Origin of the sequence: Nocardioides sp. Root682 (assembly GCF_001427795.1) — a bacterium.
Lineage (GTDB): Bacteria > Actinomycetota > Actinomycetes > Propionibacteriales > Nocardioidaceae > Nocardioides.
Genome location: NZ_LMHJ01000004.1, coordinates 1 through 21,605 on the forward strand (window position 1 = coordinate 1; position 21,605 = coordinate 21,605).

Sequence of the window (21,605 nt, forward strand, 5' to 3'; positions counted from 1 at the left end):
CGCCCTACCCTGAACATGCAGACCCCAGCCCAAGCGCTGGACCAACTGCTGACCAACCCGGCAGCAGCATGAACGTTGCTTAGACCACCTGACTTTCCCCGCGAATTCAGGACACGATCGTCAGGTACGACGCACGTCCGACCACCCCCGTGCGGCACGATGACCGCATGACTGACGCACCCGCCGAACTGGTCCACCTCGACGTCGCCGACGCCGTCGCCACGATCACCCTCGACTCGCCGCACAACCGCAACGCGCTCTCGAAGCAGCTGATCACCGAGCTGACCGGCCACCTGAGCACGGTCGACGCCGCCGACGACGTACGCGTCGTCGTACTGAAGTCGTCGGGTCGGGTGTTCTGCTCGGGTGCTGATCTCGCAGCGGCATCCACCGCGCCGATGCAGGAGGGTGCCCGCGCGATCGTCGCGCTGCAGCGCCAGATCGTCGCGCTCTCGAAGCCGGTCGTCGTGGTCGTCGAGGGTGCAGCGCGGGCCGGGGGGATCGGCATCGTGGCTGCCGCGGACGTGGCGATCGTGGCCGAGGACGCCACCTTCGCGCTGACCGAGGTGAAGCTCGGCCTCACCCCTGCGGTCATCTCGCTGACCGTGCTGCCGCGGATGACGTCGCGGGGCGCTGCGCTCACGGCCCTCGGCGGCGAGGTCTTCACCGGCGTCCAGGCCGTCGACTTCGGGCTGGTCACGCTGGCCGTACCTGCCGCCGATCTCGCCGCGAAGGTCGCCGAGATCGCCGGTCAGATCGCCACGGGTGCTGCCCAGGGCCTCCGTGAGACCAAGCAGCTGCTGGGTGCCGACCTGTTGGCACACATCGACGCCAACGGCGAGGAGTTGGTCGAGCTCAGCGCGCGCCTGTTCGGCTCCGACGAAGCCCGCGAGGCGATGACGGCCTTCCTGACCCGCAAGAAGGGCTGAGCTACAGGCCCGCCACCAGCGTCGCGGCATCGGCGGTCGCACCGCGGATCAGCCCGAGCCCGTCCGCGTCCCCGACCAGGTGGACGTCGACGCCCGGCAGCGCAGCGACCAGGGTGTCCCGGACGGACCGGTCGGCGACGACCTCCCCGGCCAGGACGACGGCGTCGGCTGCGAGGTCCCGCGTCGTGCCGTTCGCCGGCGTGTATCGCACCCCGGTGGCGGTGATCTCCTGCACGGAGCAGCCCACGTGCACGGTCACGCCCAGCCGGTCGAGCCGGTCCATGTGTTCGGTACGACGTTTCGGGCCGAACTCGGGCGCGATCTCGTCACCGGGGCACAGCAACGCGACCAGCTTCCCGGCGCGGGCCAGGGACTCGCACCACTCGACAGCCGCCATCCGCGCGCCGACCACGACCACGCGCCGTCCGTCGGGCACCTCCGTGATGTCGAGACCACGCCGTACGTGCGGGAGGTCGTCCCCGTCCAGCGCGGGTACGTCGACCCGGCCGCCCGTCGCGACCACGACGACGTCGGGTGCGAGTGCCCCGACGGTCGCAGGGTCAGTCGCAGCGCCGAGCCGGACCTCGACGGTGGAGCCCGCGACCTCCGCGCGGATCCAGTCCAGGTAGGACCGGTTCTCGGTGTGCACCGCGGCCGCGTCGACGAGTGCCCCACCCAGCTGGGGACTCGATTCGAGCAGGGTGACCTGGTGCCCGACGTCCGCGGCGAGGCGTGCGCTCTCCATCCCGGCCGGCCCGCCGCCGACCACCACGATCCGTCGTCGCACCACGTCGGCGACCACCGGCAGCACCCGGTCCAGGTCGTGGCCGGTGAACGGGTTCACGGCGCACTCGGTGGCGAGCTTCTCCTCCAGGGTGTCGATGCAGTTCTCGCAGGAGATGCAGTGCCGTACCCGGTCCGGTCCGCCGCCCCAGCCCGCGAGCTTGCGTGGCAGGTCCGGATCGGCGAGCAGCGGGCGACCCATCGCGACGAAGTCGGCCCGGCCGTCGGCGAGGAGCTGCTCGGCGAGGACCGGGTCGTGCAACCGGCCGACCGCGATGACCGGCACGTCGACGACTTCCCGGACGGTCGCGGCCGCGCCGACGTTGAGCCCGTCGCCCGCATCGCTGCCGTTGACCATCCCCGTCACCAGGCGGTCGATCACCCCGCCGCTCACGTGGAACGCGTCGACGCCGGCCTGCACCAGGAGGGGAGCCATGGTGGCCGTGTCGTGGATCGGTCGTCCGCCGGCGACGCGTTCGTACCCGGAGATCCGCAACGTGATCGGGAAGTCCGCGCCGACCTCGCCACGGATCGCTGCGAGTGCCTCGAGCACCACCCGGATCCGGCCCTCCGTCGAGCTGCCCCGGTAGCGGTCGCCTCGTCGGTTGCGCTGCGGTGCGAGGAAGGAGCCCAGGAACATGTAGCCGTGTGCGGCGTGCAGCTCGAGGCCGTCGTACCCGGCCTCGCGCACGCGCACCACCGCCGCGCGGTACTGGTCGAGGACCGTCGCGATCTGGTCCTTGGTCGCCTCCGTGGAGGGTCGTCCGGTCAGGTACGAGCCGATCACCGAGGGCCCGAGCGAGGTCACCCCGAACATCTCGGGGCCGAGCCCGTCCGGCCCGGCGTGCACGACCTGCGGCTGGATCCGGGCGCCGTGGGCGTGCACCGCCTCGACCAGTCGTCGGTGCGCCGCGACCGAGTCAGCGGTGCCGATCTGCAGGCCGCCGGGCGTCTCGGGGTGTTGCGGGTCGATCCCGGTGGCGCCGACGGTGATCAGCCCGACGTCACCTTCGGCCCGCCGAGCGAAGTGCGCCACCGTCCGGTCGGAGGGGTGGCCCTCGGCGGTCCCGTACATCGTCTCCATCGGCGACATCACGATCCGGTTCCGCAGCTCCATCGAGCCGATCCGTCCGGGAGCGAGGAGGTGCGGGAACCTGATCACTGGAGTGGTCACTCCGGAACACTAGAACGTGTTCTACCTCCTCGCCTAGGGTGAGCGGGTGGACTTCGCGATGGTGACCGCCTATCAGCCGATCGACCAGCTGGTTCCGCTGGCGCGGGCCGCCGAGGAGGCCGGCTTCCGCGCGTTCAGCGTCGCGGACCACGTCGTCGACCTGGAGACCGTCGCGACGCCGTACCCCTACACGCCCGACGGCGAACGCCGCTGGCAGACCGACGTCGACTGGCCCGACCCGTGGGTCACCGTCGGCGCCCTCTCACAGGTGACGACGCGCCTGCAGTTCTTCACCTCCATCTACGTCGCCGCGATGCGCAACCCGTTCGTGGTCGCCAAGGCGGTCGGTACGGCGGCGGCACTGTCCGGCGGCCGGGTCACGCTGGGCGTCGGGGTCGGCTGGTGCCGCGAGGAGTTCGACCTGCTCGAGCAGGACTTCTCCACTCGTGGGCGTCGTACCGACGAGGCGCTCGACCTCATGCGTGAGCTGTGGGCGCCCGGCTGGACCGAGTTCGCCGGCGAGTTCTACTCCTGCGAGCGACTGGTGATGCGGCCCGAACCGCCCGGGCCGATCCCGGTGTGGGTGGGTGGTCTGTCGGACGTCGCGATGCGTCGCGCCGCCCGCCACGACGGCTGGGTGGGAGACATGGCGAGCGTCGATGAGGCGATCGCGATCGCCGCCCGGCTGCGGGCACTGCGGGTCGAGGCCGGTCGCGACCCCGAGACGCCGTACGACGTCGTCCCGGCACTGACCGACGCACTGCGGCCGGAGGACTTCGTCCGCGCCTTCCACGGCGGCGTGACGATGACCATGACGATGCCGTGGATGTACTACTGCGGACCGGACGCCCCGCTGCAGGACAAGCTCGCCGGCGTCGCCCGGTTCGGGGACGAGGTCATCGCGCCGGTCCGCGCCCTGCTCGCTTGAGCAGGGCGGCGACGCGCGGGACGACTCAGCCCTCGAGGTACGCCGTCATCGACGCGACCATCGTGCGGTAGACGGCGTCGGCGTCGGCCGATGCGCCGTTGGTCTCGTGGGCGGCCAGTCCGTGCAGGGAGATGGGGAGCGCCCAGGCGACCTCCATGAACCGCTGCTGGTCGGCGGCCTGGTCACGCACGTCCTCGAAGAAGTCGAGGAACGACTGTGCCCAGTCGGCCTCCAGTCGCGTGAGCGCTGCCGCCGTCAGCGGGTGGGTCAGCGAGAGGACCGGGCGCGGCCGCGGCAGGCCCAGCCTGATGGTGTCGATCGCCACGGCGTACGGCGAGACCAGGACGCGGCGGTACAGCTCCGACACCTCGGCGATCCGGCCTGCGATCGTGTCGCTCACCGGCGGCGGCCACAAGGCGTCCTTGTTCTCGGTGATCCGCTCGACGACAGCGGACCAGAAGCCGTCGGAGTCGCCGAACAGGTTCTGCACCGAGCCCCAGCTGAGACCGGCTTCGCGAGCCACCAGGTTGATCGAGACCGCTTCCGGTTTGCCCGTGCCGAGCATTTCGAGCGCGGTCGAGAGCAGCTTCTCCCTCGCGGCCACGCCGCGTCGGTTCAGTTTGCGCGGCGGTGCCATTGGCGTCGTACTCATCGGACCCCCCTCAGGTGTGCGAGCCTCCCGCCATTCAAGCACCACCTGGCCCTGTAGGGTTATGGGCTTGCCGTTCCTTGGGAACGGTTGTGTCGGACGGAATGCGGACGGTAGGGGTCACGTCGGTGGCAGACGAACTGGTGGAGCGCGAGGTCGCGTCTGAACAGGCCTTCGTCGACCGGGTCTATCGGCAGCTCGAGGAGGCCGGCAAGGCCGCCCAGGAGCTCGCCAAGGAAGGCCATTCGCGCGGTCGGGTCGGCCACGAAGGTGGCCTGGTCGAGCGTGACGCGATGGTCTTCCAGGCCGCGAAGCGGATCGCCCAGCTCGACGCGGCCCACGAGGGCCTGGTCTTCGGGCGCCTCGACATGGAGGCCTCCGTCGACGCCCAGCCGCGGTACGTCGGACGCATCGGACTGCGCGACGACGCCCGCGACTCGTTGCTCATCGACTGGCGGGCCCCGGCCGCCGCGGTGTTCTACCAGGCGACCGCGGCCGAGCCGCACAGCGTGATCCGCCGCCGCGTGCTGCGCAGCGCGTCGCGCAAGGTGATCGGTGTCGAGGACGAGCTGCTCGACGCCGAGGCACTCGCGACCGCCGAGGCCGCGGGCCGCGAGCTGCCGATCGTCGGCGAGGGCGCGCTGATGGCGCAGCTCTCGCGGGCCCGTGACCGCTCGATGCACTCCATCGTCGCGACCATCCAGGCCGAGCAGGACAAGGCGATCCGGGCACCCTCACGCGGCGTGGTGTCGATCTCGGGTGGCCCCGGGACCGGCAAGACCGTGGTGGCGCTGCACCGGGCCGCGTTCCTCCTCTACAACGAGCGCCAGCGCTACGAGCGCGGTGGCGTCCTCGTGGTCGGGCCCTCGGGTGTCTTCATGCGCTACATCGAGCGGGTGCTGCCGTCCCTCGGCGAGACCGCGGTCGCCCTGCGCAGCCTCGGTGAGGTCGTCAACGACGTCCGCGCCACCCGGCACGACGAGCCGGCGGTCGCCGACATCAAGGGCTCGGCCCGGATGGCCGAGGTGATGCGCCGGGTCTCGCGCCAGCAGGCGCCCGGCGCCCCGCACGAGTTCCGCGTCTTCTTCCGCGACGACCGGCTGGTGCTCGACCGCGGCCGGCTGGGCCAGGTCCGCCGTCAGCTCATGTCGCAGGGCCTGCGCAACAAGCAGTTGCCGCGCGTCTCGCACGCCCTCCTCGACGCCCTGTGGCGTCAGGTCCGCGGCGAGCGCGGTCGTGAGTACGGCCGCGAGAAGTTCAACGAGGACATGCTGTCCGACCAGGACTTCCTGGACTTCGCCATCGACTGGTGGCCGCCGCTGGACGCGCCGACGGTGCTCTGCTGGCTGCGCGATCCCGAGTTCGTGTCCCGGGTCTCCGAGGGCCTGCTCAACGCCGAGGAGCAGCGGCTGCTCGCGAAGTCGTGGAGCGACCTCGACCCGAGCCGGGCGATCAGCCACCAGATCTCCATCGAGGACGTCCCGCTCCTCGACGAGCTCCGCTACGCCCTGGGCGACCTCCCGCAGAAGGCCGACGACGCACGCGACGACCCGATGCACCTCATCGAGGGCGGCGTGAACATCCAGGAGCTGATGACCGCGTCCGAGCGGGAGTACGCCCCGTCCGGCCGCCCCTGGGCGCCACCGACCAGCAGCATCGACGACGACCTCTACGCCCACGTCCTCATCGACGAGGCGCAGGACCTCACCCCGATGCAGTGGCGGATGGTCGGCCGACGCGGTCGCACCGCGTCCTGGACGATCGTCGGCGACCCGGCGCAGTCGTCGTGGCCGGCACCCGCCGAGGCGGCCCAGGCGCGCGCCGCTGCGCTCGAGCGCAAGGTCATCCACGAGTTCCACCTGTCGACGAACTACCGCAACTCGTCCGAGATCTACGCCCACGCCGCGGCCTACGCGCAGCGGGTCGGTCTGGACGCCGATCTCCCCGACGCCGTACGACGGACCGGCGAGGAGCCGAAGGAGATCGTCCTCGCCCCCGGCGCGGACACCAGCGACCTGGAGGCCGCCACCCGCGCGGCCGTCCTGGACGTGGCGTCCGCCGTGTCCGGCACCGTCGGCATCGTGGTCCCGGTCGCCCGGCGCTCCGAGGTCAACGCCTGGCTTGCGTCGTGGCCCGAGCTGGCCGACGACGCTGCCGGCGCCCGCGCCTCCGTCGACTCGTCGATCGCTCCGTCCGGCGAGGACCGCGTCGTCGTGCTCACGGGCCTGGACACCAAGGGCCTCGAGTTCGACGCCATCGTCGTCGTACGCCCGCAGGAGATCGAGGACGAGTCGGCCACCGGTCGCGCGACGCTCTACGTCGTGCTGACCCGCGCGACGCAGCTGCTCACCACGATCAGCTGACCCCGGGGTTTCGAGGCTCGCTTCGCTCGCACCTCAACCACCGGGCTGACGATCCGACGTAGCATCGAGCCATGCACCCCGGGGACGACGACGAGCCGCAGCCGTGGTCGCCGGACGAGCACATCCCGGCCGACGCGAAGCGGATGGGCCTGAACGCGAACGTGCCCGACGGCGCGCTCCTGGAGTTCGCCGGGGCGCTCGACAGCACCAAGCTCTCGCACAGGGTCGTCGCCTGGGTGCTGCTGGCCGCGTTCCTGACCCCGGTCCTGCTGACCCTGCTGTCGTTGCTGCGCTGAGCCTCAGAGCGGCTTCAGGCCGGCGATCTTCCACGCGTCGCCGTCGCGCTCCATGGTGACCTCGACGCGGCTGCCCGACACGGACGTCCCACCCTTGGCGGCGGTGGTGGTCTGCGTCAGGAACAGGAGTACGACGACCTCGTCCCGGTCGCCCGACACGACCCCGGCGGCGCTGACCGCGGCCTTGGTGCTGATCTCGCGCTCGGTGGCGGTCGGGGTGACGACATCGGTGAGGATCGTGCGGTAGTCGTCGCTGAAGGCGCCCGTGGTCTGGGCGATGGCCTGCGCGAGATCGTCGTCGAGGGTGGCGTTCTCGTAGCTCAGCAGCTCGGGAACCCGGGTCTTCGCCGCGGACAGGGCGTGGTCGCGCGCGTCGGCGGTGGCCGCGGCGCGGTGTGCCTGCAGGTCGGTGAACACCGCTGCAGAAATCGCGAGGGCCAGTGCGATCACCGTGATCAGGCGTGTGCGGGTGCTCATGCGACGAACTCCAGTCCCGAGACGAGCCAGGTGTCGTCGGTCTTCTGCAGGTCCACCTGGAGTCGGTAGTTGCGGGGCTCTGCCTTCCCCTGGGGTGTGGTCGACTTGTTCTGCACCGTTCCGACGGCGGCAACGATCACGGTCGCCCGGTCATCGGCGAGCTTCACGACTCCAGTGGACACGGCTTCACCGGTCGCGGTGACGGCGTTGTCGGCGAGGGCCTTCTGCAGCCGGTCGGCCTGCGCTTCGAGCTCGCTGCGGAAGCCGGCGGTGGCGCCGTCGAGCAGGACCGCCATGTCGGCCTCCGACGTCGAGCCGCTGATGTCGATCAGGCCCTCCACCTCGGTGGTCGCGGCCGCCGACGCGGCCTTCTCGTCGGTGACACGGGAGCGCTCGGACTGCCACGCGAGCGCGCGCTCGGCTGAGAACGCGAGCAGCGCGACCACCACCAGGCTCACGGCAGCTGAGCGCCAGGTCAGGAGTGCGGTCAGGCGCTTCATCGGCGGGTCGCCAGGGGTGCGAGGACGAGGATCTTCCACAAGTCGTCTCCTTCAGTTGTGTCGCCGTCGGTCAGTCCGGGCGCGGAGGCGTCCTCGCCCCGGCCGACGGCCAGGTCGTAGGCCACGCTGCCGCTCGAGTCCGGCCAGATGCCGCCGCGGAAGGTCAGGCCGCACGCGGCCGGAAGGGGTCCGCGACCGTCGCCCTGGGGACAGGGCAGGTTGCGAGCCCCGCGGACCGCGGTCGGGTTGTCGGGAGCGATGTCGCAGTGCGCCAGCACGTCGACCTCGCGGGTGTCGGTCACCCGCGGGCTACGCCGTTGCTTGGGCGGCAGGTAGCCCTTCAGGCAGGACGGCGGGTTGTTGAGCGCTGCGCGCAGGTCGAGCTGTACGTCGCCCTGCTCGGCCCGGGGATTCACCGCGGACTGAACGCGGGCGATGGTCGCCGGGTAGACCACCAGCGTCTGGCGGATCTCGGGCAGGTAGGTGTTGAGGACCTGTGCGTTGGTGGTCAGGTTGGCGAGCAGCATCGGCAGCGTCGGCTGGAGGTCCTTGACCGTGGAGGTGGCGGCGCCGAGGCCGCCGGGTGCCGACTCCAGCAGCGCGCGGAGGTCGGCGCTGTCGTTCTTCGCGAGCGCCGCGGTCACGTCATCGAGGGACTCGGCGTAGGCCCGGGTCGAGGGGCCGAGGTCCTGCTGGGTGTCGAGGACCGGCTCGAGGACGGCGATCAGCGACGTCGTGGCATCGATCTGGGACTGCGCCTCGCCCAGCAGCGATCCGGCCGAGGAGACGAGCTCGTTGAGCTCGGGGCCGGAGCCGCCGAGGCCGTCGTCGATCTGGTCGAGGACGCGCTGGGTCTCCTGCTTCGGCACCGACTCGAGGAGCCGGTTCACCGAGTCCAGCACCGGCGTGATCTGAGGCATCTCGACCGCCCGGTCACGAGGGATGGCGTCGCCACCGGCAAGGAACGATCCCTTGCCCTTGCCCTTGGTCGTGGAGGGGTTGTCGGCGGGTGGGACCAGGTCGACGTACTGCTCACCGATGGCGGACGTGCTGTGCAGCTCGGCCTTCGATCCGGCGGGGATGTCGGCGTCGTTGTCGATGCGGAGCGTGGCGATGGCGCCGTTGTCGCGCACCACCAGGTCGGAGACCAGGCCGACCCGCACGCCGCGGTAGGTCACGGTGGCCTTCGGGTAGAGCCCGCTGGCGTCGGCGAAGTCGACCGTGACGTCGTACACGCCGATGCCCACCATCGCGGGCACCTTGGCGTAGTTGAAGAACGCCAGGCCCAGCGCGATCGACGCGAGGACCGCGAAGATCCGCAGCTGGCGCTTGATCAGGGGTGTCAGGAGCATCAGCAGAGTCCTAGCAAGTGGAGCAGGCAGCCGGGCTTCGGTTGCGGGGCGGGGGCGGGGGCAGGGGCAGGGGCCGGAGCCGGGACACCGGCCTGGTCGCCGGCGGGATCGGTCGGAGCCTCGGCCTGCCCGTCGGTCGCGTCGGCGGCGGGCGGCGTCAGCGGGTCCTGGACGGGGTCGCCGGCCTGGAGGGCGGGCGGCACGCCGCCGAGCCAGCTGTCGACGAGGCTGCCCGTGCGCAGGTCGAGGGTGGCGAACAGGTTGGCGTAGTCGCCCTTGACCGCGTTGCTGGTGGTCATCACCGGGAACGGGATGGTGAGCCCGAGCTTGAGCGCCTCGGGGAGGGTCTCGCTGGCCTCGCCGAGGTTGGCCAGGATCGGTCCGAGCGAGTCGAGGTTGGCGAGCAGAGCGGTCTCGCTGGCCTGTACGACGCGCACGGCGCGGTCACCGGTGCGGCCGGTGGTCGTGACTGCCTTGACCAGCCGGGCGCGCTCCTCCTCGAGAGCCTGGAGCCCAGGGGAGATGCGGTCGATCGCGGTGGCGATGGCGGACCGGTCGCCGCGCAGCCCCGCGCTGAGGGAGTCCAGCGATTCCAGGGCCGAGACGATCTCGCCCCGGTTGGCGTCGAGGACGGCAAGCAGGTCGTTCGCCCGGCGGATCAGGCCCTTCGTGTCCGGCACCCGGTCGTGCAGTGCGGTCGAGAGCTCACCGGTGATCGTGCTGATCTGCGACAGGCCCCCGTTGTTGAGCAGCAGCGCGACCGCGCCCAGGACCTGTTCGGTGGCGGGGTAGGTGCCGGTCTGATCGGCGCCGATGACGTCGCCGTCGCCCAGCCGCGCGCTCGTTGCGGCCTCCGGGACCGACACGTCGACGTACTGCGCGCCGAGGAGGGTCTTCTGTCCGACGGCGAACACCACGTTCGCGGGCAACGGTACGTCCTCGAGCAGTCGCATCTCGACGACGGCTTCCCAGTCCTGGACCTCGATCTTCGCGACCGTGCCGATGACGACGTTGTCCTTGAGGACCGTCGAGTTCGGCACCAGGTTCTCGATCTGGTCGAAGTGGACCTCGACGCTGTAGCCGTCGTCGCCCACGGCCACCTGGCCGGGCAGGGTGTTGTCGTTGGGCTGGATCGCGCAGCCGGAGCTGATCAGGGCGGCCACGATGACGGCCGGAGCGATCCGGCGCAGCCGGCGCAGGTTCGGGGTGCTCATTCGGTCCCTCCCGTTCCGCCGACAAGCGGCAGGCCACCGGTGTCGCCGCCCGGCAGCAGGCCGACCAGGCCCAGCAGCGGGTCGAGCGCCTTGATGCAGTCCTCACTGGTGCCGCCGGCGCCGAGCAGCGCACCGCACAGGAGCTGGGAGACGCTGTCGAAGTTGGTGGCCGTCGCCCGTCCGGTGATGGCCCCGTCCTGGATCGTGTTGTGCAGGCCGATCAGCGAGTGGGGTGCCACGTGCAGCACACCGGCGAGCTCGTTGGACCGATCAGCCAGCGTCGCCGCCAACGTGTTCAGCGAAGCGACGGAGTCGGTCACCCGTCCGCCGTGCTTCTCGAAGTACTTCTCGGTCGCGGCCAGCACGGTGGCGAGGTCCTTGATCGCCCCGCTGAGGTTCGTCTTGTTGCTCGCGAGCACGCCGCTGACGTCGTCGAGCTCGGTGGTGAATCCCCGCACCGCAGCGTCGTTGAGGGCCAGGTTGCGGGTGAACGTGTTCAGGTTCTTGACGGTGCTGAACAGGTCGGACCGGCCGTCGGACAGGGCGGTCGCGGCGCCCCGGAGCTCGGCGATCGAGGTGCGCAGCTGGGTGGAGTTGCCGTCCTGCAGGGCGTTCTCGAGCGAGGTGATGGCCACGGCCAGCGGTCCGGACTTCTTGCCCTCATCGGGGCCGAGCGTGGTCGCGAGGTCGGTGAGCTGCTGCTTCACGTCGTCGAAGGTGATCGGCACGGCGGTGCGGTCGAGGCCGATGACGTCGCCGTCCTCGAGACGGTCGCCGCCGGAGTAGACCGGGTCGAACTGCACGAAGCGCCCGCTGACCAGGCTGGGGGACACGATCGCTGCGTGGGCATCGGCCGGGATCGGCTGGCCGGCGTCGACCTCCAGGGTCACGAGGACGCCTTCGTCGTCGTTCGTGATCTTGGCGATCTCGCCGACCCGCACCCCGAGCACCTTGACGTCGTCGCCGACGTTGAGGCCCTCGGCACTCGCGAACCGGGCCTGCACCGTGGTGCTGCCGTTGTCCCGGGTCCACAGCAGGACGGCGCCGAGGAGGGCGAGGACGACCAGGGCCGTCATCAGCCCGCGCCCGCTGCGCAACGAGTTCCACAGGGAGGTCAGACGGTTGGTCATGGGGTCACTCCGGAGAGGATCGGGGCCAGCGTCGAGGGCGCCGTGAGGTTCTGGATGTACGCGTCGAACCAGGGTCCGCTCGCGAGCGCCTCGCCGAAGGCGGTGGCGTAGCCGCGCAGCCCGGTGATGCTGGCCTGCAGGTTGTCCTTGTTCTTGTTGAGCACGTCGACGACGCCGTCGAGCTCCTTCAGCGCAGGGCCGAGGACGTCGTCGGTGTCCTTGAGCATCCGGCGCAGCTGGGTGGCGAGCTCACGCGCGCTCGACAGCAGGCTGACCACGACCTCCTGCCGCTCGTCGAGCTCGGTGAGCAACGAGTTGCCGGAGCCCAGCAGCGAGGCGATCTGCTCGTCACGGTCGGCGAGCACGCCGGTGACGCGGTCGGCGCGGTCGACCAGCGAGCGCAGCTCGTCGTCGTTGTCGGAGATCGCCGACGAGAGGGCGGTGATGCCTTCGAGCGCAGGCCCGAGGTCGGGGCTGGTGGCGCTCAGCGTCTTCGAGGCCTGGTCGAGCGCGGCTGCGAGCTGCGGCTTGTCGATCTCCGCGGTGGTCTCGGTGAGCTCGTTCAGCGTGCTGGTGAGGTTGTACGGCGACGAGGTCCGCTCGAGCGGGATGGAGTCGTCGGCGCCGAGGCTCCCGCTGCCGCGCGGGTCCAGCTCGATGGCGGCTCGCCCGAGCAGGGTGACCGTGATGATCCGCGCCTCGGTGAGGTCGCCGAGGGTGACGCCGCTGTCGGTGATCACGACGTCGGCGACGACGTGCTCGCCGTCGAGACGTACGTCGCGGACCTTGCCCACAGCAGCGCCGGAGATCATCACGGAGTCGCCGCCCTTGAGGCCGCCGGCTTCGGCGAACTGCACGTGCAGCACCTCGTTGTTGCCGATCAGCGGCAACCGGTTGATGTTCAGCGCAGCGAGCACCACCAGCACCAGGACGAGGGTGCCGATCAGGCCGCGCGCGGCCAGACGGTCGGGACTGGTGACCCTGCTCATTTCTTGCACCTCGGGGCGTCGGAGTAGATCCACGGCGTCGTGATCGGGGCAGCGTCGACGAGACCGGTCTGCACGCGGACCCCGCAGAGGAAGAAGTTGAAGAAGTTGCCGTAGGACGCGGAGTTCTGCAGCGTCCGGTAGTGGCCGGGCAGGTTCTGCAGCACCTGCTCGAGGGTGTCGGACTCGCTGTTGATGCCGCGGGCCGCGGTCGCCAGGCCCTGCAGGTCGGCGCGGACGTCGCCGCGGGCCCGGCTGAGCAGTGTCGAGGTCTCGGTCGCGAACCGGTCGATCCGCGCGGCGGCGTCGAGGACCTGGGTGTCCTGTTTGTCCAGCCCTGTCAGGAGCGTGTCGAGCCGGTCGAGCAGCAGCCCGACGGTGTCCTTGCGTTCGTCGACCGTGCCGAGCACGTCGTTGAGGTTGCGGATCACCTGCCCGATCAGCTCCTCGCGGTTGCCGATCGTGGTCGTGAAGGACCCGACGTGCTGGACCAGGGTCGCCACGGCGGACTGCTGGCCCTGGAGCACCTGGACCAGCTGGCCGGAGAGCTCGTTGACCTGCGTGGGACTGAGCCCGGCGAAGAGCGGCTTGAAGCCGTTGAGCAACGTATCGAGGTCGAGCGCGGACGCCGTCTGCGTCGCCGGGATCGTGCCCCCCTTGGCCAGCTCCTCACCCTTGGCCTTCGGGTCCTGGGTCAGCTGGACGACCCGGTCGCCGATCAGGTTGCGGTACTGGATGGTCGCCCGCGTCGCCGTGCTCAAGGCCTGGTCCTCGGTGACGTCGAAGCTGACGATGACCGTGTTGTCGGGCTGGACGTCGATGTCGCGGACCTTGCCGACGTCGACGCCGGCGATCCGGACCTCGTCGCCGACGGCGAGGCCGGACACGTCCTCGAACACCGCCCGGTAGTCGTAGCGGTCGCCGGGTCGGTACTCCCCGGTCACGGCCGCAACCCACACCGTGAAGGCGGCGGCCATCGCGAGGAAGGCGCTGAACTTGATCAGGTCGGCGCGCTGGCGCCGCTTCTCCGGACTGAGTCGATGTGCGCGCGTCATGGCAGCTGCGCCCCTCCCTTGAGCAGGCCGAGCAGGGTGTCGAGGGCCGCTTCGTCCGGCGTCGGCTGCGGGCCGACGTACGGATTGGCACCGGTCCTCAGCGACGGCGGCTGCTTCTCGGCCTCGTCCGCGTCGATGTACGGCAGGCCGTAGCAGACGGGTCCGCGGACATCGCCCTGCAGCGGCAGGTTCTCGCCGTAGGTGTACGGATCACGGCCGGGGATGAGGCGGGTGATGGTGGTGACGCCGGGATGGGTGCCACCGACGGCGGCCTCCGCGAGCTTGTTGGCGTTGGCCAGGCCGAGCACCGTGCACGGCAGCTCGGGGGAGTAGCGCTCGAGGACGTCGCTGACCGGCTGGAGCAGGCGCAACGAGGTGACCAGGCCCCTCTCGGAGCTGCGCAGGAGGACGTCGGCCTGGTCGCTGAAGCCGGTCAGGCTCCGTTCGAGAGCACGCAGCGAGGCCTGCTGGCGGACCAGGGTGTTCGAGATGGTGCCGGTCTGGCTGAGTGCGCTGATCAGGTCGGGCCGGGCGAGGTCGTAGACGTCGGCGACGTCGTCGGCAGCCCGGAGGTCGGCGCTCAGGGTCCGCAGGGAGGGGTTGAAGGACCGCAGGTAGGTGTCGGTCTGGGTGATCAGGTCACCGATCAGCTCGCCGCGCTCGTCGACGGCTCCGGCGACGGCGGTCAGGGCGGAGTTCACGTCGGCGGGGCGGGCGACGGCCAAGACGGCGGTGAGGTTCTCGAAGGCCTCGTCGACCTCGACGGTCACCCGGTCGGCCGGGATGACGGCGCCGGCCCGGATCGTCTCGGCCCCGTCGCCCGAGCTGTCGGGAGAGGGCGGGGTGAGCTGGACGTACTTCGCGCCGAACGCCGTCGGCGGGACGATCTGCGCCGTCACGTCGGCCGGCACCTGGTCGACCTTGTCGGAGTCGATCTCGAGGTCGATGGTGACATTTGCGCCGTCGGTGCGGATCTCGGCGACCCGGCCGATCTCGACGCCCCGGAGCTTGATCGGCGCGCCGGAGGCCAGGGTGAGGCCGGCGCGGTCGGCCTCGACCGAGACGAGCACGTTGTCCTCGAAGGCCCCGCGGTACTGCGCGATCGTGCCCGCGATCACCAGTCCGATCAGGGCGATGAACAGGAAGCCGAACACGACCTGGCGGTCGATCCGGTGGGAGTGAGTCCCAGATGAAGTGGTCATGGCCGGTTCACCCCGCGATGTGGACCGAGGGCCCACCCCAGACAGCGATCGCGAAGATCAGGTCGATGAACATGGTGCAGATCAGCGCGGACCGCACCGCCTTGCCGACCGCGGCACCCACGCCGGCAGGACCGCCGGAGGCGCGGAAGCCGTGGTAGCAGCAGATCGAGACGATGACGAGTGCCATCAGGATGACCTTCACCATCGCCAGGAAGATGTCGCTGGGGACCAGGAACGTGTCGAAGTAGTGCTGGTAGGTGCCCGGCGGCTGGTCGTACCCGACCGTCACCACGAGGTAGGTCGCGAGCCAGCACATCATCAGCGCGATCGCGAACAGCGGTACGACGGCGATCAGTCCCGCGATGATCCGGGTCGTGACGAGGTAGGGGACCGGCGGGACGGCCATCACCTCGAGGGCGTCGATCTCCTCCGAGACGCGCATCGCACCGATCTGCGCGGTGAATCCCGCGCCCACCGTGGCGGTCAGGGCGATGCCGGCGATGATCGGTGCGACCTCGCGGGTGTTGAAGTACGCCGAGAAGAACCCGGACAGCGTGGAGACGCCGATGTTGTCGAAGGAGGTGTAGGCCTGCAGCCCGACCTCGATCCCGGAGGCGGCGGTGAGGAAGCCGATGACCAGCACCGTGCCGCCGATCAGCGCGAGCGCACCGGAACCGAGCGCCACCTCGGCGAGGAGACGGACGACCTCCCTCGGGTAGTGCTTGAGCGCCCGCGGCATGTGGGAGTAGGCGTTGCCGTGGAACGACAGCTGGTCGCCCAGGTTGCGCAGCGCACCGGTCGGCCGGGCGAGGTGGCGGGAGACGTCCGTCCGGGTCATGGCCATGTCAGGCTCCGAGCTTGATCTGGAGGAACAGCGCGGAGATCACGCTGTTCGCGGCGAAGAGCAACATGAACGCGAAGACCACCGTCTGGTTGACGGCTTCGCCGACACCCTTGGGGCCGCCCTTGGCGTTGAGCCCCAGGTAGCAGGCCGTCAGGCCGGCGAGCATCCCGAAGACCGCGGCCTTCGCCTCCGAGGCGAGGAAGTCGGGCAGGCCGACCAAGAGGGTCAGGTCGGAGAGGTACAGGCCGGGCGTTGCGCCCTGCAGGACGACGGAGAAGAAGTAGCCGCCGACCAGGCCGACCACGGTGACCATCCCGTTCAGGGCGACACCGACCAGGGTCGAGGCGATCACGCGGGGGACGACGAGTCGTTCGATCGGGTCGATGCCGAGGGTGACCATCGCGTCGATCTCCTCGCGGATCTTGCGGGAGCCGAGGTCGGCGCAGATTGCGGTCGCACCGGCTCCGGCGACGACGAGCACCGACACGATCGGCCCGATCTCGCGAACCACCGCCACCGCCGCACCGGCGCCGGCGAGGTCGACGGCTCCGATCTGGATGAGCAGCTGGTTGACCTGGAAGATGATCACGACACAGAACGGGATCGAGACGAGCAGCGCCGGCCAGAACGACACGTTGGTGATGAACCACGCCTGCGAGATGAACTCGCGGAAGTGGAACTTGCGCGTGAACATCTGCTTGAAGACGGTGCCGACGAAGCTGTAGAACGCCCCGAACGTGCCGAGCGTCTTGAACGGCATCGAGGAACGCACCGCTTCGCGGGCGATCTGGCGGGCTTCGGGCGACATCCCGTCGGGGCCCTGGCGTTCCCTGGTCGGGGCCAGTGTCATGCGCTGGTCTCCTGGCCGACGACGTACAAGGGGAGACGCAGTGCAGCCGGTGCGGTCGGCGGCACGGCCGGCCGCACCGGCGCGATCGGGGAGAGCCGCTGGTAGCCGGCTCCGGGGACCGGCCGCTGGTCGGCCTCGCCCTTGTTGGGCCACACGGCCATGGCGCGCTCGGCCTGGGCGGTGATCGTGAGGCTCGGGTTCACGCCGAGGTTGGCGGAGATCGCGGCCCCGTCGACGACGTGCAGGCCGGGGTGGCCGTGGACGCGGTGGTAGGCGTCGATCACCCCGGTCTCGGTCGAGTCGCCGATCGGGCAGCCACCCAGGAAGTGAGCGGTCATCGGGATGTTGAAGATCTCGCCCGTGCTGCTGTACGAGCCGCCGTCGATCCGCTTGCTGATGTTGCGGACGACCTCGTTGCCCACCGGGACCCACGTCGGGTTCGGCTCGCCGTGGCCCTGCTTCGACGTCAGTCGGGTACGACGACCGGCCCGGCCCTTCTTCGGGAGGACGGTGATCGAGTTGTCGTTGGTCTGCATGACCAGCGCGATGATCGTGCGCTCGGGCCAGGAGCCGAGGCCGGCGATGGTGGAGACCAGCAGGCCGGGGTGGCGCAGCGCCTGTCCGAGCCAGCGCAGCCACCGGGGCGTGCGGCCACCGCCGTCGGTCATCAGCGTGAGCAGCATCCCCATCAGGCCCGAGCCCTTGCCGTAGCGGACCGGCTCGATGTGGGTGACCGGGTCGGGGTGGATCGACGACGTGATCGCGACGCCGTGGTGGAAGTCGTACTGGTCCTTGTTGCGCATCTTGGTGCTCGACGCACACAGGGCCTCGGAGTTGGTGCGGGTCAGGTAGCCCAGGCGCTTCGAGAGGCGCGGCAGGTCACCGGAGCGCTGCATGCCGTGCAGGAGCTCCTGGGTGCCCCAGGTGCCGGCTGCCATCACGACCTGGCCGGCGGTGATGACCTGCGAGCGGCGGGCCGACTTCCCGGAGCGGTGCGTCCGGACGTCGTACCCACCCTCGGGGCGGGGGACGATCGCGGCGACGGTGGTGCGCTCGCGGATCTCGGCGCCGGCCTTCTCGGCGAGGTACAGGTAGTTCTTCAGCAGGGTGTTCTTGGCGTTGTGGCGGCAGCCGGTCATGCACTCGCCGCACTCGAGGCAGCCGTTGCGCTCCGGGCCGGCGCCACCGAAGTACGGGTCCGGGACGGGCTGGCCCGGCTGCTTCGCGCCGTCGACGCCGAAGCAGACGCCGATCGGGGTCGGCCGGAAGGTGTGCCCGACGCCCATCTCGTCCGCGACCGCCTTCATCACCTCGTCCGACGGGGTGAAGGTCGGGTTCTCGACCACGCCGAGCATCCGCTTCGCCTGGTCGTAGTACGGCGCCAGCTCGGCCTTCCAGTCGGTGATGTGGCGCCACTGCGGGTCGTTGTAGAACGCGTCGGAGGCCGGTTCGTAGAGGGTGTTCGCGTAGACCAGCGACCCGCCGCCGACGCCGGCACCGGCGAGCACGACGACGTCGCGCAGCAACCGGATCCGCTGGATGCCGAAGCAGCCGAGCCGGGGCGCGTACAGGAAGCGGCGCACGTCCCACGAGGTCTTCGCGAACTCGTCGTCGGCGAAACGGCGGCCGGCCTCGACGACACAGACGCGGTAGCCCTTCTCCGTCAGCCGGAGCGCGGTGACCGAGCCGCCGAAGCCGGAGCCGATGACGAGGACGTCGTACTCGAGGTCGTCCGGGGTGGGGAAGCTCTGCTCAGGCATGGGGTCCATCTGACAGGTGGTGGCCGTCACAGCGCTCGTGGTTGTCGCCCAAAGAACCCACGGCCCGTTGTCCCCCTGCACAAAGGGCCCTCGGGGTGACTACGGTGGCGCCCATGGTGTCCAGCGAGTCAGCGTCGTCCGACCTCGCCCCGTGGCTGTTGGCGTACGTCGCCGAGCAGGGTCAGCCCGCGCAGATCGCGGCCTGGGCCGATCGGGTCAGCGGCGCGATCCTGGCGGAGATACCTGAGGTCGCCGCGATCGAGGGGCTCGACGAGGCCATCCGGTCGACGGTCCGGGAACAGTGGACGAGCTTCCTGGCTGACTTCGCGCAGCCCGAGCAGCGCTTCCACCTGGTCGATGCCGCGCAGCGGCTGGCGGTCGACATGGCCGACCGTCAGCTACCGCTGGAGATGTTGATCCGCTTCTACAGGTTGGGCCAGCAGCAGGTCTGGGGTTACGTCAGCGGCATCATCAACAGCGCCCCGGCGGGCGAGGTCGACCACGCCGAGCTGCTCATCTACTTCTGGGACCGGGCCGCCGTGTGGCTCGACAAGTCGACCACCGCGTCGATCGACACCTACCAGGCAGCCCGCAGCCGCGTGCTCGCCGGCGCCGCGGCCCAGCGCTACGAGTCGGTGCGCGCGGTCCTTGCCGGTGAGCTCATCGACGCCCGCGAGGCCTCGGGCGCCCTGGGCGGCTACCCGATCTCTGTGCACCACACGGCGCTGGTGCTGTCGGTCACCGACCCGGAGCGGGTCGGTCAGCTGGAGCCGCTCGCCCTCGAGCTGGCGCGGCGCGTCGGCGCCGCGAACCCGCTCGTGGTCAAGCCGGGCGGACGCCAGCTGTGGATGTGGCTCGGCACCCGGGATGCGCCGGACCTCTCCCTGCTGCCGGCCGCCGTCGCCGAGGTGCAGCACGAGAGCATCGCCGTCGGTGTCGGTTCGTCGACACCCGGCATTGCGGGCTTCGTCGCCAGCCACCGCGAGGCCCTGGGCGCCCTCCGCGTCGCCGGCGCCGACACCCCGTCGTGGCTGACCCTCTACACCGACGTCGAGCTCCCCGTGCTGCTCGGATGCACGCCCGACGTCGACCGGTTCGTCGCCCGCCAGCTCGGTCCCCTCACCGACGAGGACGAGGGCACCCAGCGCATCCGCGAGACCTTGTCGGCGTACCTCGACTGCGGCGGCAGCGCCGAAGAGGCCTCCCGCCTCCTCGTCGTCCACCGCAACACCATCCGCTACCGCCTCGGCCAGGCCGAGGAGATGCTGGGCCACCCCGTCACCAAGCTCAGTCCCGAGCTCTCCCTCGCCCTGCGCCACCACGAGCTCTTCCATCGCTGACGAAGTGCGCCAATTGGGGGCGCGAGGTGCGCCAATTGGGGGTACGACGTGCGCACCTCGAACCCCCAACCGACGCACTTCGAACCCCCAACCGGCTCACCTCGCGTTCGCTGGCTCAGCCCTCGAGGGTGAGGGCCAGCACCGGACACGCCTGTACGGCGGCAAAGACGTGCGCCCGGTCGGACTCGGGAGGCGAGTCGTGGAGCACCTGCACCAGGTCCTCGTCCTCATCGACCTCGAAGTAGTCGTTGGCCATCGACTCGCACATCCCGAGGCCCTCGCACTTGGCCCTGTCGGCGTGGATCCTCATCAGGCACCGACGCGGTTGCGCGGGTCCACCGCGGTGAAGTCGACCTTCTCGCGGACTCCGCAGTCGGGGCAGCACCAGTCGTCCGGGATGTCCTTCCACGCCGTACCGGCGGCGAAGCCCTCGAGCTCGTTGCCGACCTCGACCTCGTAGGTGTAGCCGCAGCCGGGGCACTTCGCGGCGAGCACTTCCTCGTTGAACGTGTGGGCCGAGGTGTCCTCGAGGACCTCCTCCACCACCGCGACGGGCGCGGGGTACTTCCGCAGCAGCTTCTCGCGCTTGCTCGGCATCAGGTTCGCGTGGCGGATGTCGCCGTCGTAATGGGCGACGACGCGCTTGTCCATCATCCAGCGGAACAGCGGCGGGAACATCGCGACCACGATCATCCCGGTGTAGCCGGTGGGCAGCACCGGAGCGTCCTTGAAGTCGCGCAACGTCTGGTAGCGACGGGTCGGGTTGGCGTGGTGGTCGCTGTGGCGCTGCAGGTGGTAGAGCAGCACGTTCGTGGCGATGTTGTTGGAGTTCCAGGAGTGGCTCGGCTGCACCCGCTCGAAGCGCTGCTTCTCGGGCGGCCCGACCAGCTGGCGCTTCATGCCGTAGTGCTCCATGTAGTTGACGACCTCGAGGAGCGAGAAGCCCATCACGGCCTGCAGGGCGAGGTACGGCAACAGGGCGAGCGGCGACACGTCGTACGCGAGACCGAGCCAGAGCATCAGGCCGCCCCACAGGACGACGGTCATCAGCCAGGCGTTGAGCACGTCGTTGCCGATGTGGAACGGGTGGGTGCCCTTGCGCTGGTACCGCTTCGCCTCGAGGTGCCACGAGCTCGTCAGCGAGCCGAGGACCGTGCGCGGCCAGAACCGGTAGACGCTCTCGCCCATCCGCGAGCTGGCGGGGTCGTCGGGGGTGGCGACGCGGACGTGGTGGCCGCGGTTGTGCTCGATGAAGAAGTGTCCGTAGAAGGTCTGCGCGAGCGCGATCTTCGACGCCCACCGCTCCACGGACTCACGCTTGTGGCCGAGCTCGTGGGCGGTGTTGATGGCCACGCCGCCGACGGTGCCGATCGAGATCGCGAGCCCGATCTTCGCGATGACGGAGAGGTCTGCGGTGGCGAGATACCAGATCGCCAGGATGAACCCGACGTACTGGACCGGCAGGTACAGGTAGGTCACCCAGCGGTAGTACCTGTCGTTCTCGAGCGCCTCGATCACGTCGTCCGGCGGGTTCGTGTCGTCGTACCCGGTGACCAGGTCGAGCAGCGGGATGACGGCGAAGAACATGACCGGCGTGAGCCACAGCCACACCGTCTGCCCGGTCGCGTCGTGGAGCGCGATCGCCGCGAGCGGGAGCGTGGGGACGACGAGCCCCAGCATCCACAGGTAGCGCTTCTTGTCCTTCCACCGCTTCGGTGAGCCGGTGATGGATTCGACGTTCGTCATCGGGACCTCCTGGAAATCGGGCGACGG

Annotated in this window: 20 protein-coding genes; 5 read left to right on the plus strand and 15 right to left on the minus strand. The window is 70.3% G+C overall.

Annotated features, from left to right (window positions below; all coding sequences use genetic code 11):
* Positions 1–167 precede the first annotated feature (167 nt).
* A complete protein-coding gene (locus ASD84_RS20810; protein ID WP_056715038.1) occupies positions 168–929 on the plus strand; it encodes an enoyl-CoA hydratase-related protein in 762 nt (253 codons plus the stop codon).
* A 1-nt stretch (position 930) separates the two neighbouring features.
* Here ASD84_RS20810 and ASD84_RS20815 read toward each other — a convergent pair whose 3' ends face one another.
* Complete coding sequence (locus ASD84_RS20815; protein WP_200954721.1) at positions 931–2,886, minus strand: FAD-dependent oxidoreductase; 1,956 nt, start codon at positions 2,884–2,886, stop codon at positions 931–933.
* Positions 2,887–2,932: 46 nt separating this feature from the next.
* Here ASD84_RS20815 and ASD84_RS20820 point away from each other — a divergent pair, with 46 nt between their 5' ends.
* Complete coding sequence (locus tag ASD84_RS20820) at positions 2,933–3,814, plus strand: TIGR03619 family F420-dependent LLM class oxidoreductase (protein WP_056715041.1); 882 nt, start codon at positions 2,933–2,935, stop codon at positions 3,812–3,814.
* 25 nt (positions 3,815–3,839) lie between these two features.
* Here the strand turns inward: ASD84_RS20820 and ASD84_RS20825 are convergent, their stop codons facing one another.
* Positions 3,840–4,466 carry a TetR/AcrR family transcriptional regulator gene (locus ASD84_RS20825; protein WP_156392302.1) on the minus strand — a complete coding sequence of 209 codons (627 nt, stop codon included), beginning with the start codon at positions 4,464–4,466 and terminating at the stop codon, positions 3,840–3,842.
* A 125-nt stretch (positions 4,467–4,591) separates the two neighbouring features.
* Between ASD84_RS20825 and ASD84_RS20830 the strand changes: the two genes are divergently transcribed.
* Together ASD84_RS20830 and ASD84_RS20835 are read left to right on the plus strand one after the other, a co-directional pair.
* Complete coding sequence (locus ASD84_RS20830) at positions 4,592–6,826, plus strand: HelD family protein (protein WP_056715046.1); 2,235 nt, start codon at positions 4,592–4,594, stop codon at positions 6,824–6,826.
* A gap of 71 nt (positions 6,827–6,897) precedes the next feature.
* A complete protein-coding gene (locus ASD84_RS20835) occupies positions 6,898–7,122 on the plus strand; it encodes a hypothetical protein (protein ID WP_056715048.1) in 225 nt (74 codons plus the stop codon).
* 3 nt (positions 7,123–7,125) lie between these two features.
* Here the strand turns inward: ASD84_RS20835 and ASD84_RS20840 are convergent, their stop codons facing one another.
* The 11 genes from ASD84_RS20840 to ASD84_RS20890 all read right to left on the minus strand — a co-directional run bounded on the left by ASD84_RS20840 (position 7,126) and on the right by ASD84_RS20890 (position 18,492).
* Entirely contained in the window at positions 7,126–7,599 is a 474-nt protein-coding gene (locus tag ASD84_RS20840; RefSeq protein ID WP_056715051.1) for a hypothetical protein, read from the minus strand.
* Positions 7,596–8,099, minus strand: coding sequence for a hypothetical protein (locus ASD84_RS20845; RefSeq protein ID WP_056715053.1), 504 nt, complete (start codon positions 8,097–8,099; stop codon positions 7,596–7,598). Before ASD84_RS20845 ends, ASD84_RS20840 begins: the two co-directional genes overlap by 4 nt.
* Complete coding sequence (locus ASD84_RS20850; protein ID WP_056715055.1) at positions 8,096–9,451, minus strand: MCE family protein; 1,356 nt, start codon at positions 9,449–9,451, stop codon at positions 8,096–8,098. The genes ASD84_RS20845 and ASD84_RS20850 overlap by 4 nt, the downstream gene beginning before the upstream one ends.
* Positions 9,451–10,665 (minus strand): MCE family protein, encoded by a 1,215-nt coding sequence (locus ASD84_RS20855; RefSeq protein WP_056715058.1) that lies wholly within the window; start codon positions 10,663–10,665, stop codon positions 9,451–9,453. The genes ASD84_RS20850 and ASD84_RS20855 overlap by 1 nt, the downstream gene beginning before the upstream one ends.
* A complete protein-coding gene (locus ASD84_RS20860) occupies positions 10,662–11,795 on the minus strand; it encodes an MCE family protein (RefSeq protein WP_056715062.1) in 1,134 nt (377 codons plus the stop codon). The genes ASD84_RS20855 and ASD84_RS20860 overlap by 4 nt, the downstream gene beginning before the upstream one ends.
* The gene (locus tag ASD84_RS20865) at positions 11,792–12,784 is read right to left on the minus strand and encodes an MCE family protein (RefSeq protein WP_056715065.1); all 993 of its coding nucleotides are present in this window, start codon (positions 12,782–12,784) and stop codon (positions 11,792–11,794) included. The genes ASD84_RS20860 and ASD84_RS20865 overlap by 4 nt, the downstream gene beginning before the upstream one ends.
* A complete protein-coding gene (locus ASD84_RS20870; protein ID WP_056715068.1) occupies positions 12,781–13,836 on the minus strand; it encodes an MCE family protein in 1,056 nt (351 codons plus the stop codon). The genes ASD84_RS20865 and ASD84_RS20870 overlap by 4 nt, the downstream gene beginning before the upstream one ends.
* Positions 13,833–15,038, minus strand: a complete 1,206-nt coding sequence (locus tag ASD84_RS20875; RefSeq protein ID WP_082574284.1) for an MCE family protein — start codon at positions 15,036–15,038, stop codon at positions 13,833–13,835. Before ASD84_RS20875 ends, ASD84_RS20870 begins: the two co-directional genes overlap by 4 nt.
* Before the next feature lie 7 nt (positions 15,039–15,045).
* Positions 15,046–15,876: an ABC transporter permease gene (locus ASD84_RS20880; protein ID WP_156392310.1), complete on the minus strand. Its 831-nt coding sequence runs from the start codon at positions 15,874–15,876 to the stop codon at positions 15,046–15,048.
* Positions 15,877–15,883: 7 nt separating this feature from the next.
* The gene (locus ASD84_RS20885; RefSeq protein ID WP_056716091.1) at positions 15,884–16,642 is read right to left on the minus strand and encodes an MlaE family ABC transporter permease; all 759 of its coding nucleotides are present in this window, start codon (positions 16,640–16,642) and stop codon (positions 15,884–15,886) included.
* An 86-nt stretch (positions 16,643–16,728) separates the two neighbouring features.
* Positions 16,729–18,492 (minus strand): FAD-dependent oxidoreductase, encoded by a 1,764-nt coding sequence (locus ASD84_RS20890; RefSeq protein WP_056716094.1) that lies wholly within the window; start codon positions 18,490–18,492, stop codon positions 16,729–16,731.
* Between the two features lie 113 nt (positions 18,493–18,605).
* On the opposite strand from ASD84_RS20890, the gene ASD84_RS20895 reads away from it, so the two are divergent.
* Entirely contained in the window at positions 18,606–19,832 is a 1,227-nt protein-coding gene (locus tag ASD84_RS20895) for a PucR family transcriptional regulator (RefSeq protein ID WP_056715076.1), read from the plus strand.
* A gap of 115 nt (positions 19,833–19,947) precedes the next feature.
* Here the strand turns inward: ASD84_RS20895 and ASD84_RS20900 are convergent, their stop codons facing one another.
* Positions 19,948–20,142 carry a ferredoxin gene (locus ASD84_RS20900; RefSeq protein WP_056715079.1) on the minus strand — a complete coding sequence of 65 codons (195 nt, stop codon included), beginning with the start codon at positions 20,140–20,142 and terminating at the stop codon, positions 19,948–19,950.
* Positions 20,142–21,578, minus strand: a complete 1,437-nt coding sequence (locus ASD84_RS26130; RefSeq protein WP_056715082.1) for a fatty acid desaturase — start codon at positions 21,576–21,578, stop codon at positions 20,142–20,144. Before ASD84_RS26130 ends, ASD84_RS20900 begins: the two co-directional genes overlap by 1 nt.
* Positions 21,579–21,605 lie beyond the last annotated feature (27 nt).

Coding starts and splice junctions, on each gene's coding strand:
- ASD84_RS20835 (WP_056715048.1), top strand. CDS start 6,898: ATGCACCCCGGGGACGACGACGAGCCGCAGCCGTGGTCGCCGGACGAG.
- ASD84_RS20810 (WP_056715038.1), top strand. CDS start 168: ATGACTGACGCACCCGCCGAACTGGTCCACCTCGACGTCGCCGACGCC.
- ASD84_RS20885 (WP_056716091.1), bottom strand. CDS start 16,642: ATGCCGTTCAAGACGCTCGGCACGTTCGGGGCGTTCTACAGCTTCGTC.
- ASD84_RS20900 (WP_056715079.1), bottom strand. CDS start 20,142: ATGAGGATCCACGCCGACAGGGCCAAGTGCGAGGGCCTCGGGATGTGC.
- ASD84_RS26130 (WP_056715082.1), bottom strand. CDS start 21,578: ATGACGAACGTCGAATCCATCACCGGCTCACCGAAGCGGTGGAAGGAC.
- ASD84_RS20825 (WP_156392302.1), bottom strand. CDS start 4,466: ATGAGTACGACGCCAATGGCACCGCCGCGCAAACTGAACCGACGCGGC.
- ASD84_RS20860 (WP_056715062.1), bottom strand. CDS start 11,795: ATGACCAACCGTCTGACCTCCCTGTGGAACTCGTTGCGCAGCGGGCGC.
- ASD84_RS20840 (WP_056715051.1), bottom strand. CDS start 7,599: ATGAGCACCCGCACACGCCTGATCACGGTGATCGCACTGGCCCTCGCG.
- ASD84_RS20870 (WP_056715068.1), bottom strand. CDS start 13,836: ATGACGCGCGCACATCGACTCAGTCCGGAGAAGCGGCGCCAGCGCGCC.
- ASD84_RS20895 (WP_056715076.1), top strand. CDS start 18,606: ATGGTGTCCAGCGAGTCAGCGTCGTCCGACCTCGCCCCGTGGCTGTTG.
- ASD84_RS20890 (WP_056716094.1), bottom strand. CDS start 18,492: ATGCCTGAGCAGAGCTTCCCCACCCCGGACGACCTCGAGTACGACGTC.
- ASD84_RS20880 (WP_156392310.1), bottom strand. CDS start 15,876: ATGACCCGGACGGACGTCTCCCGCCACCTCGCCCGGCCGACCGGTGCG.
- ASD84_RS20850 (WP_056715055.1), bottom strand. CDS start 9,451: ATGCTCCTGACACCCCTGATCAAGCGCCAGCTGCGGATCTTCGCGGTC.
- ASD84_RS20875 (WP_082574284.1), bottom strand. CDS start 15,038: ATGACCACTTCATCTGGGACTCACTCCCACCGGATCGACCGCCAGGTC.
- ASD84_RS20845 (WP_056715053.1), bottom strand. CDS start 8,099: ATGAAGCGCCTGACCGCACTCCTGACCTGGCGCTCAGCTGCCGTGAGC.
- ASD84_RS20865 (WP_056715065.1), bottom strand. CDS start 12,784: ATGAGCAGGGTCACCAGTCCCGACCGTCTGGCCGCGCGCGGCCTGATC.
- ASD84_RS20855 (WP_056715058.1), bottom strand. CDS start 10,665: ATGAGCACCCCGAACCTGCGCCGGCTGCGCCGGATCGCTCCGGCCGTC.